This is a genomic window from Agrococcus sp. GW821-FHT14H11 (assembly GCF_058803545.1).
Genome location: NZ_JBXAPA010000007.1, coordinates 37,915 through 51,802 on the forward strand (window position 1 = coordinate 37,915; position 13,888 = coordinate 51,802).

Sequence of the window (13,888 nt, forward strand, 5' to 3'; positions counted from 1 at the left end):
GGAGAGCCGCCGACGCGATCGCGGCTGCTGGCGCACCATGCCGCCATGCTCCGACTCGATCCGCACCTCGCCGTCTTCCGCACCTCCCCCGACCGGATCGCGATCGGCGCGCAGCAGCCGGTCGTCGAGCTCGACGCCGACGAGCCGACGCTGCGCGGCGTCGCCCTGCTGACGCGGGGCGTCGTGCGCCGCGAGCTCGAGCAGCTGCTCGGCGACGAGCCGGCCGGGGCGCTGCTCGAGCGGCTCGCGCCCGCGCTCGTCGAGACCGCGCCGCGCCTGCCCGCCCGCGTGCGCGGGCGCATCCGGCTCGCCCTCGACGTGCACCGCGCGGTGCGCGCCGCGGGGCACCCGGCCGCCGACGACGGGCTCGTGATCCCGGTCGCCGCGTGGCGCCTGCCGCCGCGCGAGCAGGAGCGGCTGCTCGACGCCGGCGTCGCGCACCTGCCCGTCGTCGTCGGCGACGCCTGGGTGCAGGTCGGCCCCTACGTGCCGGGCGGCGCCGGCTGCTCGGCGTGCGCGCCGGTCGACGATGCGCTCGTGCCGGGCCACCTCGTGCCCGTGCCGAGCCCGAGCGCCGCCGCGCAGACCGTCGTGACGGTGCTGGATGCGCTGCGGCGGCTCGAGGCGGACGGCCTGCCGGCGGGGTGGGGCGCCCGGATCGCGCAGCGCGACGGCGCGGTCAGCGCGCTGCGCCGCCCGCGGCCGCGGGCCTGCCCGCACGCAGCTCGGCGAGGAACCGGGATGGCTGCCTGACGGCGTGCCCCGAGTGCTGCGCCCACGTCAGCGACAGGCTGCGCTGCGCGCGGGTGATGGCGACGTAGAGGAGCCGGCGCTCCTCGTCGATCTCGGCGAGCGTCGTCGCGTGCGAGATCGGCAGGAGCCCCTCGGCGAGGCCGCACACGTGCACGTGCTGCCACTCGAGGCCCTTCGCCGCGTGGATCGTGGCGATCGTGACGGCCGCGACCGTCGGCTCGTGCTCGGTCTGGGCCCGGCGCTGCAGGTCGGCGGCGAACGCGGGCAGGTCGGTGCCGCCCGCCTCCTCCGCGAGCGTGACGAGCGCGTGCAGCGCATCCCACTGCGAGCGCTCCTCGCCGTGCGTGGCGGGCGGCTCCGCCCGGTAGCCGAGCCCCATCACGATGTCGGTGACCGCCTGGAAGACCGGCCGGCCGTCGGCAGGGGCGCTCCGCAGCATCATGACGGCGCGCTTGATGACGGGCAGCTCGAAGAAGCGCACCGAGCCGCGCACCGTCGACGACAGGCCGACGCCGGCGAGCGCCTGCTCGATGAGGCCCGACTGCGCGTGGAAGCGCGTGAGCACGGCGATGCTGCCGGGGTCGGCGCCCGCGTCGACCTGCGCGCGGCATGCGGCCGCGATCGCCGCCGCCTCGGCGGTGTCGTTGCCGTGCACCGCGACCGCGGGCTCGAGTCCGTGCTCCCCCGACGCGGCGGTGAGCGTGAGCGCGTCGCGGCCGCGCATCAGCCGGTTGGCGCAGCCGACGATCGCGGCCGTGGAGCGGTAGGAGCGCTCGAGCCGCACCACCTCGGCGTCGGGGTTGTCGTGCACGAAGCGCGACAGGCTCGCCGGGTCGGCGCCGGCGAACGAGTAGATGGTCTGGCTCGGGTCGCCGACGACGCAGACGTCGCGGCGGTCGCCGAGCCACGCGGCGAGCAGCTGCTGCTGCATGGGCGAGACGTCCTGGTACTCGTCGACGGTGAAGTGCCGGTAGCGCGAGCGCACCTCGTCGGCGACGACGGGCTCGCGCTCGAGCATGCCGGTGGTCGCGAGCAGCACGTCCTCGAAGTCGATCTGCCGGCGCTCGTCCTTCACGCGCTCGTACGCCATGTGCAGGTCGATCATCGTCTCGGCGTCGACGCCCGTCGGCATGGGGCGGATGCGCGCCTGCAACCCGTAGTCCTCCATCGTCATCGCCTGCGACTTGCGCCACTCGATCTCGCCCGCGGCGTCGCGCAGCTGCGCCGTCGGCAGCCGCAGCCGCAGCTGCGCGGCGGCGTCGGCGAGCAGCTTCGCCTTCTGCGGCAGCAGCTGCGGCATGCGCGAGCCGGTGATGCGCGGCCAGAAGTGCGACAGCTGCGCGAGCGCGGCGGCGTGGAAGGTGCGCGCCTGCACGCCGCCGGCGCCGAGGCGCGCGAGGCGCGTGCGCATCTCGCCCGCGGCGCGGCTCGTGAAGGTGAGCGCGAGCGAGGCGTGCTCGACCTGGTCGCCGGTCGCGACCGCGTAGGCGATGCGGTGCGTGATCGCGCGCGTCTTGCCCGTGCCGGCGCCGGCGAGGATCGCGACGGGGCCGCCGAGGGTGGTCGCCGCCAGCCGCTGCTGCTCGTCGAGACCGGCGAGGATGCGGTCGGCGTCGGGCTTCGCGCCCGCGGTCACCGCGCCGAGCCCGGCTGCCGGGCGAGCCACGCGTCGAGGATCCAGGAGGCGATGGAGGTGCGGCCGGGCAGCTGCACCGCGCCCGCGCGCAGCTCGTCGCGGGCGAACCACCGCACGTCGAGGATCTCGACGCCGTCGGGCACGATCGTGCTCGGATCGGGCGCGACGCACTCGAAGCCGATCATGAGGCTGCGCGGGAACGGCCACGGCTGCGAGCCGAGGTAGCGGGGCCGCTCGACGCGCAGGCCCGTCTCCTCGAGCACCTCGCGCACGACCGCGGCCTCGAGCGACTCGCCCGGATCGACGAAGCCGGCGATGAGCGAGTACCGCCCCTCGGGCCACGCCGCGTTGTGGCCGAGCAGGATGCGCTCGTCGGCGGGGTCGTGGATCGCCACGATCACCGCGGGGTCGGTGCGCGGGAAGTGCGCACCGCCGCCGGCGTCGCGCCGGACCCAGCCCGACTCCTCGAACGCCGCGGCGCTGCCGTCGACCGGGCTGTGGTGGCTCTCGCGCTGCCAGACGCCGAGCGCGACCGCCTGCACGAGCACGCCGGCGTCGGCGTCGTCGAGGTCGGCCCCGACCTCGCGCAGCGACCGCCACTCGGCGCCCTCGACCTCGAACGGCTCGGCGACGAGCAGGCTCAGCACCACCCCGCCCGGCGTGCCGTCCGGGAGCGGGCGCAGCCTGCCGAGCCAGCTGGGCGGCACGTGCGGCTCGACGCGCACCACGGCATCCGGCAGCTCGTGGTGGGCGAGGCGCACGAGCCGGCCGTCGCGCACCGGCGCGCGATCGCCGGCGATCACGACGATCCGCGTCGAGGGGTCCTCGAGCGCGCGATCGACCGCGTCGTCCGCGATGCGGGTCGCGTGGTCGCGATCGAGGCCCGATCGGGCGAGCGGGGGAACCTCCACGTCACCTCCGTCGCGTGGCGCGTCCGCCTCGGGTCGAGGTCGGCCTAGCCTGGCATCCATGAGCACGAACCCCTTCACTCTAGCCGCGCTCGCCACCACCGCCGTCGAGGGCCTGGACGTCGTGGGCGCCTCGGAGGACGGCTCGGACGAGCACCGCTCGGTCGTCGCCGCGCGGCTCGCGGACGGCGAGACCGTCCAGGTCGTGCTCCCCCGCTCCGTGGCGGCGCTGCGCTCCGCCGAGGAGCACGCGGCCGCCCTCGCGGCCCTGACGCTCGCGACCCGCTCGCGCCTGCCGTTCGAGGTGCCGTCGGTGCTCGGCACCGTCGACGCCGGCCGGTCCCGGCTGTTCGTGCTCACGCGGCTCGGCGGCGAGGTCATGCGGCTCGGCGACCTCTCCCCCGCGCGCCCCGGGCTCGCCGCCGCCGTCGGCCAGGCGATCGCCGCGATCCACGAGCTGCCGACGTCGGTCGCCGCCGACGCCGGGCTCCCGCACGAGGGCGCGCCGGCGCTCCGCCAGCAGCTGCTCGACACGTTCGACCGCGCCGCCGCGACCGGTGCGGTGCCCGCGGCGCTGCTCGAGCGCTGGGAGGGCGCGCTCGGCGACGACCGCCTGTGGCAGTTCAAGCCGACGCTCGTGCACGGCGACCTGCAGGCGCCCGCGTTCCGCGTGGAGGGCCCGCGCGTCGTGGGGCTCGACGGCTGGCACGCGCTCTCGGTGGGCGACCCCGCGCGCGATCTCGCGTTCCTGCTCGGCTCGACGGAGTTCGGCAGCGTCGACGAGGCGTTCGACGCGCACGCCGCCGCGCGCGGCATCGGCGATCGGCAGGTGCGGCAGCGCGCGATGCTGCACGCGGAGCTCGACATCGCCCGCTGGCTGCTGCACGGCGTCGCGAAGGGCGACGAGTCGATCGTCGACGACGCGAAGGGCATGCTCGCCGGCCTCGTCGCCCGCGTCGACCGCGATCCGGGCGCCGCGATCGCCCCGCAGCGGCTCGAGACCATGGACCTCACCGGGGTGCAGGAGTACCTCGGCGAGTCGCCCGCCGCCACGGGCGAGGTGCCCGGGGCGCCCGATCGCGCGGACGGCGACCGGCCCTAGCGGGACGGCGCTCAGGCGAGCGCCGAGGCCTCCGCCACCGCCTGCTGCGCCCGCAGCCAGCGGGCCTCGAGCTCGGCGAGCGACTCGATGCGCTCGGGCCGCACGACGCGGTCGTGCTCGACGAAGTACAGCTCCGCGTCGACCTGCTCGGGGTCGAGCCCGGCGTGCGCCGCGTAGGCCGCGCGGTACAGCGCGAGCTGCAGCTGCCTCGCCTCGAGGTCGGCCGCGCCCTTCGGGAGGGCGCCGGTCTTCCAGTCGACGACGGTCGCGCGGTCGCCGTCGCGGTAGACGGCGTCGATCTTGCAGACGACGGTCGTGCCCGCGAGCGGCAGGTGGATCTCGATCTCGGTCTCGGCCGGCGCGCGGTCGCCGTAGGGCGAGGCCGCGAACGTGCGCTTCAGCCGATCGAGGCGCTCGGCGTCGATGCCGACGAGCTCCTCATCGAGGGCCTCGTCGTCGATCGCGTCGCCGAGGCCGACGGCGCTCCCGCGCCGCTCGACCCAGCCGTGGAACAGCGTGCCCAGGCGCGTCGCGGCGAACGGCTGCTGCGGCATGGGGCGTGCGATCTGGCGGGCGACCGCGACGGGGTCGGCCGCCCAGTCCTTGAAGCCGGATGCGGCGATGCGGGTCGGGAGGGTGAGCTCGGTCGCGCCGCGGTCGGCGAGCAGCAGCTCGATCGCCTCGTCCCACGGGGTCGGCGTCGACGCATCCGCCGCCTCGACGCTCGCGGCGGCCGCCTCGACCGCGGCGCGCCGGGCGCCGAGCGGATCGACGGGCCACGCGAGCGAGGGGCTGCGGTCGCCGAGCGGGTTCTCGGCGCCCTTCTCGGGCTGCTCGAGCAGCTCGGCGCGCATGGCGCGGGCCGCGAGCTCGAGCAGGCGCTTGGGCTTCGCGGGCGTGCGCGCCATGCCGTACCACTGCGCGCCGGAGAGCCACAGCGCGCGGCGGGCGCGCGTGACGCCGACGTAGGCGAGCCGGTCCTCCTCGGACTGGTAGTGCTCCCAGAGCTGCCCGAGGAAGCGCTCGCGGGCGAGCGCGTAGTCGTGCTGCGTCGCGTGCCCCTGCCACTCGAGGTGCGGCAGCAGGTCGACGTCGCCGCGCAGCGGGTAGGGCAGCGTCGCGTGCGTGAGCCAGCCGAGCGGCTGGTCGTCCTGCTTCGCGGCCGCGAGCCGCGGCAGGGCCACGACGTCCCACTCGAGCCCCTTCGACGCGTGCATGGTGAGCACCTGCACCCAGCCGGGCTCCGGCTCGGGCTCGGGCACATCGGGCCCGCGGCCCGCCTCGAGCACGTCGAGGTAGGTGAGGAAGGCCTCGAGCGAGCCGCGCTCGTCGGCGGCGGCGAACGCCTGCACCTCGCGACCGAACGCGTCGAGCGCGCCGTGGGCGTGGTGGCGCTTCGCCGCCACCTCGATGTCGAGCCGCAGCGCCTGCTCGACGCTGCGCACGAGCTCGGCGAGCGGCATGCCGGCGCGTCGGCGCAGCTCGCGCAGCAGCGACCCGGCCTCGCGCATGCGCGCGATCCCGACCTCGGTCGCGCCGTCGAGGCGCGGGTCGTCGACGAGCGCATCGAGCGCGTCGACGATCGACACGTGGGCCTCCGGCGCGATCGCACCGCGGTCGGCGCTGCGCTGGTCGTCGCTCAGGCCGCGCTTCGCGAGCGCGGCGGCGTGGCGCTGCAGCGCCGCGAGGTCGGCGACGCCGACGCGCCAGCGGCTGCCGGCCAGCAGCCGCACGAGGCTCGAGCCCTCCTCCGGCCGGCCGAGCACGCGGAGCGCGGCGACGAGGTCGACGACCTCCGGCTCGTCGAGCAGCCCGCCGCCGCCGGAACGGAAGACGCGGATGCCCTCGGCACGGAGCGCGCGCGTGAGCTCGACGCCCTGCGAGTGGGAGCGCACGAGCACCGCGCCCGTCACCGGCGAACCCGCGACGCCGGCGCCGTGCGAGCGCAGCCAGGCCGCGAGCTCGCGCGACTCGTCCTCGATCGTCGGCAGGTGGCGCACGGCGACGTCGCCCGGGCCGGCGCCCCGGCGCGGCTCGAGCCGCTTGACCGGCACGCCCGGCTGCTCCGGCAGCTCGCTCGCGACGGCGTGCGCGAGCGCGAGCACGTCCTCGTCGTTGCGCCAGCTCGTCGAGAGCGTGAGGGTGCGCTCGACGCGGAAGCGCTGCGCGAAGAGGGCGAGGGTGCCGGCGCTCGCGCCGCGGAAGCCGTAGATCGCCTGGTTCGGGTCGCCGACGGCCATGACGGGTGAGCCGTCGAAGAGCGCGTGGATGAGCTGCAGCTGCAGCACGGAGGTGTCCTGGAACTCGTCGAGCAGCACGGCGCGGTGGCGCGAGCGCAGCTCGTCGACCGCGCCCGCGTGCGCGCTCACGGCGTCGAGCGCGAGCCGCACCTGGTCGCTGAACTGCACCGCGCCGCGGCGGCGCTTGGCGTCGTCGAACGCGTCGACCAGGTCGGCGAGCGGCTCGAGGCCACCGATGCGCTCCACGTCCTGCGCGATCGCCTTCGCGTGGGCCGCGCGGAAGTCCTTCGGCTCGTCGGCGGTCGGCAGCTCGAGCAGCGCGCGGAAGCGCTCCGGGTAGCGCCCGCGCCGCAGCTCCGCGGTCGAGACGCGGTGGTCGCCGAGCGTTCCGGCGAGCTGCACGACGCGGTCGGCGATCGTCTCGGCGCGGCCGAGCGCCGCGAGCCGCAGGTCGTCGGAGGCGCGCGCGACGCGCAGCGCGAGCAGGAAGGCCGCGGGGTCGGTGAGCACCTCGGACTCGGGGTCGCGGCCGATGAGCAGCGCCCACTCGCGGAACAGCGCGCTCGCGAAGGAGTTGTAGGTCTGCACGACGGGCCTGCGCGTCGCGGCGACCTCCGCGTCGACGAGCCCCGCCTGCGCCAGCGCGCGCAGCTCGGCGTGCAGCCGCTCGCCGAGCTCGCCGGCGGCCTTGCGGGTGAACGTGAGCCCGAGCACCTCGTCGGGCGCGACCGAGCCGTTCGCGACGAGCCACAGCACGCGCTGCGCCATCGTGTGCGTCTTGCCGCTGCCGGCGCCCGCGACGACGAGCGTGGGAGCCTCGGGCGCCTCGATGACCGCGATCTGCTCGTCGGTCGGCAGCTGCGGATCGCGGCCCCGCACGGCAGCGATCGCCTCGGTGATCTCGATGGCGCTGATCACTCGGTGACCTCCGGGATGACGTGGATGGCGCACTGGCCGAAGCTGTAGTCGCCGCTGCAGTGCAGCTCGGGCCGGGCGACGAACGTGGCGCCGCCCATGGTCTCGACCGCCGTCCGCAGGTGCTCGCGGAACGCATCCGCCACCTCGTCGAACGGCTCGGAGTCGACCGTCTTCTCCTTGCGGGCGAGCTTGGGCATGACGAGCCGCGCCGTGGTCTGCGCGCCCGCCTCGATGCCCTCGATGCCGCCGAGCGCGACGGCGAGCTGGTAGGCGCGCAGCTGGAGGTTGCCGAGCCCGGGCACGGTGCTCGGCACCTTCTTGCCCGTCTTCAGGTCGACGATGCGCACCTCGCCCGCCGGCCCGTGCTCGATCCAGTCGATCGCGCCGGAGAGCACCGCGCCGCCGACCTCGACCGAGAAGCGGGCCTCGCGCTCGTCGCGCTCGATCCTCCAGCCGGCGCCGCGCAGCACCTGGAAGTAGCCGGCGAGCGCGCCCGCCATCGGCACGACCTCGTCGCGCTGCTGCGCCGCCTCCCACGTCGAGGGGTGGTCGAGCTCGGCGAAGCGCGCCTCGACGGCCGCCTCGATCGCCGCGGCGTCGGTCGCGTCGACGCGCTCGACCGCGTCGTGCACGATCGTGCCGAGCGCCGCGGCGCGGTTGGAGGTGCCGCCGGCGAGCCGGCCCACCACCCACGAGAGCTCGCACTCGACGAGGCCCTGCAGCGCCGAGGGGCTCACGCGCACCTGCTCGCTCGCGTCGAGCCGCTCGGTCGTCGAGACCGCCAGCAGCCCGGCCCACTCGGCGGGCGAGGCGCCCGGCACGCCCGCATCGGCGAGGCGGCGGAGCGCCGCCGCCGCCCGGTCGGCGTCGGGGCGGCGGTCGACGACCCTCCGCCGCAGGCTCGCGACGAGCGAGCGCAGCGAGTGCCAGCTGTCGTCGGCGCCGGGGACCGGCTCCGGCTCGACCGCGAGCACGAACGGCGACGGCTGCTCGTCCTCGCTCGCGACCGCCGTCAGCAGCACGGCGGCGCGCGCGGTCGAGACCGCTTTCACGAACGTGCGCAGCTCGTCGTGGAGCACCCCCGCACGGGCGTCCTCGGTGGGGTCGCCGTCGAGCCGGTTGGCGCCCAGCAGCGACCCGCGCGGCCGGAGGTTGGGCCACACGCCGTCCTGCAGCCCGGCGACGATCACGGTGTCGAGCTCGCGCCCGACGAACTGGCCGGGGGTGCCGATCGCGACGCGGGCGCCCTCGGCGCGGGCGGCGAGGGAGTCGTCGTCGACGCTCGACGCGAGCCACGCGTCGACGAAGGCGCCGGTGTCGGCGTCGGGCCGCCGCTCGATCAGGCGCGCCACCTGGTCGAAGAGCGCCACGACCGCGTCGAGCCGCCGGTTCGCGAGCGCGCTCTCGACGCCCGAGCCCGCGAGCGCCGCGCGACGCCACGCCTCGGCGACGCCGGCGGCGCTCCACGCGGCCCACAGCACGCGGTCGGCTCCCGCCGGATCGTCGGCCGTCAGCAGCGCCCGCGCGTCGGCGAGCATGCGCGCGAGCCGGCGGGCGCCGGCGGCGCCCTGGCGGGCGGCGGCGAGCCCCTCCAGCTGCTGGTCGTCGCCCGCCGCGGCGGCGACGATCGCATCGCGCACGAGCTCGGCCCCGGCGACGTGCACCTGGCCGCCGGCAGCGACGATGCGGTGCCGCAGCGCGCGCTTCAGCCGGCGCACCGCGAGCGCGTCGAGGCCGAGCAGATCGCTGCGCAGCAGCTGCTCGGCGAGCTGCGCGTCGAGCACTCGGCGGCCGGTGGCGACGGCGAGCACGCTCACGAGCGCCTCGACGACCTCGGCCTCGCGCAGGCGCGTCGGCCCGCCCGACGCGACCGGCACCTCGAGCGCCGACAGCAGCGAGCCGAGCTCGGCGGCGGCTCGGCCGGTGCGCGCGATCACCGCGATCTCGTCGAACCCGACGCCCCGCGCCCGGCGCTCGTGGATCAGCCGCGCGATGCGGCGCGCCTGCTCGTCGAGCGACTGGGCGAGGTGCAGCTCGAGCACGTCGTCGCCCGCCTCGGCGCGCGGCGCGGCCTGCCGGTGCGTGCCCGCCCCTGCGGTGCCGATGCCCTGCACGGACCTCGCGAGGAACGCGCGCACCGTCTCGCCGTGGCGGTGGTCGTGCGCGAGCTCGAGCCGGTGGCCGTGCTCGTGCGCGAACCCGAGCCGCGCGGGCAGGGCCGCGAGCAGCGCGGCGTCGGCGCCGCGGAAGCCGCCCGTCGTCGTGTCGGGGTCGCCGAAGGCGACGACCGCGGCGCCGCGCGCGCGGAGCGCCTCGAGCACGACGACCGCGCCTTCGGTGAGCTCCTGCGCGTCGTCGACGAGCACGAGGCTCGGCAGCGGCACCCGGGTCTCGGCGATCGCGCCGGCCGCGCGGCGCAGCAGCGACGCGGCGGTCACGGCCTCGGCGCCCCGCCGCTCGAGCCGCTGGAGCCGCTCGAGCTCGGCCATGAACTCGGCGGCCGCCGCCCACTCCGGCACCCCGCGCTCGGCCGCGCGCGCAGCGAGCGCCGACGCATCCATGCCGCGCTCCTCGGCCGCCGCCATGAGCTCGCGCAGCTCGGCGCGGAAGCCCGCCTGCTCGCGCACCTCGGCGTGCAGGTGCTCGGGCCAGCGCGGCCCGCGCGCGACGCCCTCGGCCGCGTCGTCGGCGTGGCCGGCGAGCATCGCCGCGATGATGCGGTCCTGCTCGGCGCCCGAGAGCAGCTGCGGCGCGGGCCGCTCGTCGGCCATCGCCGCGGCCGTGAGCAGCGCGTGCGCGAACGACGGCATCGAGCGCGCGAGCGGCCCGGGCGTGACGCGCGCCGTGCGTCGCGCGAGCCGGTCGCGCAGCGCCGTCGCGGCCTGCCGGGAGCCGGCCACCACGAGCAGGCCCGACGGCTCGAGCCCGCCCGCGAGCCGCGCGGCGGCGAGCTCGACGAGCGCGGTGGTCTTGCCGGAGCCGGCGACGCCGAGGACGATGGCGGATGCGCCCTCGGGCAGCGCGAGCACGGCGCGCTGGGACTCGTCGAGGTCGACGCTCGTCTCGAGCAGGCTCTGGCTGGGCATGCGGCCACGGTATCCGCGGCCGCCCACAGGCGGCGCGAGCGCCGCGCGAGGGCGGTGATCGCCCTCGGCGGACACGGCGGGACGGCCGCATCCGATCGCCTATCCTCGGGAGCATGGACATCCGCATCGGCATCAAGGACTCGGCACGCGAGATCGCATTCGACTCGTCGCAGACCGCCCAGGAGGTCGAGTCCGCGGTGCTCGCCGCGCTCGAGGCCGGGCACCTCGCGCTCGACGACGCGAAGGGGCGCCGCTACATCGTGCCGAGCGCGAACATCGCCTACGTCGAGATCGGCAGCGAGTCGACGCGCAAGATCGGCTTCGTCGCCTGATGCCCATCCTGGTCATCGTGCCGATGGTGTTCGGCGCCGCGATCGGGCTCGTGGCCCGCTACCTGCTGCCGGGCCGCGAGTGGGTGGGCCTCTTCCTCAACGTGCTCGCGCCCGCCGCCGCCGCCGGCGTCGTGTGGACGGTCGCCGCGATGCTCGGCGCCGCAGCCGACAACGGCTGGGCCTGGATCGGCAGCCTCGTCGCCGCGCTCGTCGTCGCGGTCGCGCTGCCGAAGGTCCTGCCGCAGCGCCGCGAGCGCGCGGACGCCGCGTACCTCGCAGAGCTCACCGGGGCACGCAAGGCCTGACGCCCACCAACCCGGCCTGAGCCGCGGGGCTCGGCCTCAGGCCGTGAGGCCCAGCTCGTCCATGCGGCGGGTGTGCGACGCGACGATGTCGTTGAACGCGGGCTCGAGCCGCGGCTGGCTCGGCACGGCGCGACCGGAGTCGTCGGGCCCGTTGACCGCGAGGTACATCTGCAGCAGCGCGTCGCCGACGAGCCGGCGGCCCCACACGGCCAGCCGGTCGGAGAGCCGCGGCGTCGCGTGGATCGCGGCCTGGAGGATGCGCACGAGGTGCCCGTGCGCGCTCTCGCCGCGGAGCGCCCGCAGCATGGCGTCCTGGTCGTCCTCGGGCAGCCCCGGCACGATCGCGACGAAGAAGTCCTCGAGCAGGCCGCTGATGACGTGGATCGCGAGCACCTGCTCGTACCAGTCGGCGCCCTCGACCAGGTTCGAGAAGTCCCGCGTGGCATCGGCGAACGGGCGCATCGCCTCCTCGGGCTCGACGCCCTCGCCGTCCAGGATGCGCGCGAACGCCCCCGCGCGCGTCGCGTGGATGCGCACCACGTCGGCGAGCGCCACCTGCGTCTCGAGCGACGGCGCCTGCTCCAGCACGCGGCCGGCCTTCGCCACGAGGTCGAGCTCGAGGCCGAGCGCCTGGCCGACGAACGGCACGAGCGCGGGCCGCACGTCCTGCAGCAGCACGCGGTCGCCGACCACCGGCACGCGGTGATGCCGCAGCAGCTGGCGCGTCACGTCGCGCGGCGTCCTGTCGAACCACTTCACCACAGTCGAGCAGTCTAGGGCCGCGATGCGGCCGCGCCCGCACGCCCCCGGGTACGCTGGTCGGAGTAGACGAACAGGCGGAACCCTCTCTTGACCTTCCAAGACCTCTCCATCGACGCCGACATGGTCCAGGCCCTCGCCGACCGCGGCATCCTCGAGCCCTTCCCGATCCAGACGCAGACGATCCCGCTCGCGCTGTCGGGCCAGGACATCATCGGCCAGGCGAAGACCGGCACCGGCAAGACCTTCGCGTTCGGCCTGCCGCTCGCGCAGCGCCTCGGCGCCGAGCCCGCGGCCGGCGTGCAGGCGCTCATCGTGGTGCCCACGCGCGAGCTCGCCGTGCAGGTGACCGAGGACATGGAGCTCATCACCTCCAACCGTCCGACGACGGTCGTCTCCATCTACGGCGGCAAGGCCTACGAGGGCCAGATCGACCAGCTGAAGGCCGGCGCGCAGATCGTGGTCGGCACCCCCGGCCGCCTCCTCGACCTCGTGCAGCAGCGCATCCTCGACCTCTCCAACGTGAAGGAGATGGTGCTCGACGAGGCCGACAAGATGCTCGACCTCGGGTTCCTCCCAGACGTCGAGAAGATCTTCTCGAAGACCCCCGCGGTGCGGCACACGATGCTGTTCTCGGCCACCATGCCGGGCGCGGTCGTCGCCCTCGCGCGCCGCTTCATGTCGCGGCCGCTGCACATCCGCGCGACCGACGTCGACGAGACCATCGCGCAGGCCAACATCCAGCACGTCGTCTACCGGGCGCACTCGCTCGACAAGGACGAGGTCGTCGCCCGCATCCTGCAGGCCGAGGGCCGCGGCAAGGCCGTCGTCTTCACGCGCACGAAGCGCGCCGCCTCGCGGCTCACCGAGGAGCTCATCGACCGCGGCTTCTCGGCCGCCGCCGTGCACGGCGACATGAGCCAGGAGGCGCGCGAGCGCGCCATGGCGCAGTTCAAGGCCGGCAAGAAGGACGTGCTCATCGCGACCGACGTCGCCGCCCGCGGCATCGACGTCGACGACATCACGCACGTCATCAACCACACGATCCCCGAGGACGAGAAGGCCTACCTGCACCGCGTCGGCCGCACCGGCCGCGCCGGCCGCACCGGCATCGCCGTCACGTTCGTCGACTGGGACGACCTGCACAAGTGGGCGCTCATCGACCGCGCGCTCGAGTTCGGGCGCCCCGAGCCGGTCGAGACCTACTCGTCGAGCCCGCACCTCTACAGCGACCTCAACATCCCGGCCGGGGTCAAGGGCCGCCTGCACGCGACGCCGCCCAACAAGGAGGCCAAGCGCGAGGGCGTCGCGCCCGGCGCGCGCGCCGAGGCGCCCGGCCGCGAGCGCGCCGAGGGCGACCGCCCGCGCCGTCGTCGCGGCGGCCGCGGCCGCTCGGGCGGCGAGGGCCAGCCCAGGACCACGGATGCGGTGCCCGCGCCCGAGGGACGCGGCACGCACGACGGCGGCGGCACCGAGCACCACGACGGCAACGCCGCCCCGGCGCGCCGTCGGCGCCGCCGCAGCCGCTCGGGCTCGGCCACCCCGCCGCCCGCGCAGGCCTGACCGCCCGCCGCGCACCGCGCATCCGCTCGACGGCCGCTCCGCACTCCGCGGGGCGGCCGTCGTCGTGCGCCCCGCCCGCGCCCCGCCTCCCCCGAGTGGCGCCTCCCGCGATCGAGTGGCGCCCCGCGCGATCGAGTGGCGGCTTGTGCGATCGAGTGGCGGCTTGTGCGATCGAGCGGCGACGGCCGGCTGACCTCGCGCTTCCGCCTGTCGATGACCGGAGGCGCCAGTCATTCCCCGGAAGCGCCACTCGATCGCCGGGGGCGCCACTCGATCGCCGGGGGCG

The 13,888-nt window shown here is 76.2% G+C and carries 10 protein-coding genes; 5 read left to right on the top strand and 5 right to left on the bottom strand.

The features are described from left to right. Positions 1-45: 45 nt before the first annotated feature. A complete protein-coding gene (locus AC1RNL_RS09110; RefSeq protein WP_492935036.1) occupies positions 46-753 on the top strand; it encodes a hypothetical protein in 708 nt (235 codons plus the stop codon). On the opposite strand, the gene AC1RNL_RS09115 is transcribed toward AC1RNL_RS09110, so the two are convergent. Beyond that, a complete protein-coding gene (locus AC1RNL_RS09115) occupies positions 680-2,419 on the bottom strand; it encodes an ATP-dependent helicase (RefSeq protein WP_246991692.1) in 1,740 nt (579 codons plus the stop codon). The genes AC1RNL_RS09110 and AC1RNL_RS09115 overlap by 74 nt on opposite strands. Next, a complete protein-coding gene (gene nudC / locus AC1RNL_RS09120; RefSeq protein ID WP_492935037.1) occupies positions 2,386-3,300 on the bottom strand; it encodes an NAD(+) diphosphatase in 915 nt (304 codons plus the stop codon). Before nudC ends, AC1RNL_RS09115 begins: the two co-directional genes overlap by 34 nt. Positions 3,301-3,358: 58 nt before the next feature. Between nudC and AC1RNL_RS09125 the strand changes: the two genes are divergently transcribed. Next, positions 3,359-4,399: a phosphotransferase gene (locus AC1RNL_RS09125; protein ID WP_492935038.1), complete on the top strand. Its 1,041-nt coding sequence runs from the start codon at positions 3,359-3,361 to the stop codon at positions 4,397-4,399. An 11-nt stretch (positions 4,400-4,410) separates the two neighbouring features. Here the strand turns inward: AC1RNL_RS09125 and AC1RNL_RS09130 are convergent, their stop codons facing one another. Next, positions 4,411-7,557 (bottom strand): ATP-dependent DNA helicase, encoded by a 3,147-nt coding sequence (locus AC1RNL_RS09130; RefSeq protein ID WP_492935039.1) that lies wholly within the window; start codon positions 7,555-7,557, stop codon positions 4,411-4,413. Further along, entirely contained in the window at positions 7,554-10,643 is a 3,090-nt protein-coding gene (locus AC1RNL_RS09135) for a PD-(D/E)XK nuclease family protein (protein ID WP_492935040.1), read from the bottom strand. The genes AC1RNL_RS09130 and AC1RNL_RS09135 overlap by 4 nt, the downstream gene beginning before the upstream one ends. Positions 10,644-10,756: 113 nt before the next feature. Between AC1RNL_RS09135 and AC1RNL_RS09140 the strand changes: the two genes are divergently transcribed. Beyond that, the gene (locus AC1RNL_RS09140; protein WP_128190749.1) at positions 10,757-10,975 is read left to right on the top strand and encodes a DUF3107 domain-containing protein; all 219 of its coding nucleotides are present in this window, start codon (positions 10,757-10,759) and stop codon (positions 10,973-10,975) included. Continuing rightward, the gene (locus AC1RNL_RS09145; protein WP_246991699.1) at positions 10,975-11,280 is read left to right on the top strand and encodes a hypothetical protein; all 306 of its coding nucleotides are present in this window, start codon (positions 10,975-10,977) and stop codon (positions 11,278-11,280) included. The genes AC1RNL_RS09140 and AC1RNL_RS09145 overlap by 1 nt, the downstream gene beginning before the upstream one ends. Positions 11,281-11,316: 36 nt before the next feature. On the opposite strand, the gene AC1RNL_RS09150 is transcribed toward AC1RNL_RS09145, so the two are convergent. Further along, a complete protein-coding gene (locus AC1RNL_RS09150; RefSeq protein ID WP_246991701.1) occupies positions 11,317-12,039 on the bottom strand; it encodes a ferritin-like fold-containing protein in 723 nt (240 codons plus the stop codon). Positions 12,040-12,162: 123 nt separating this feature from the next. Here AC1RNL_RS09150 and AC1RNL_RS09155 point away from each other — a divergent pair, with 123 nt between their 5' ends. Beyond that, positions 12,163-13,602 carry a DEAD/DEAH box helicase gene (locus AC1RNL_RS09155; RefSeq protein WP_192575897.1) on the top strand — a complete coding sequence of 480 codons (1,440 nt, stop codon included), beginning with the start codon at positions 12,163-12,165 and terminating at the stop codon, positions 13,600-13,602. The last annotated feature ends 286 nt before the right edge of the window (positions 13,603-13,888 follow it).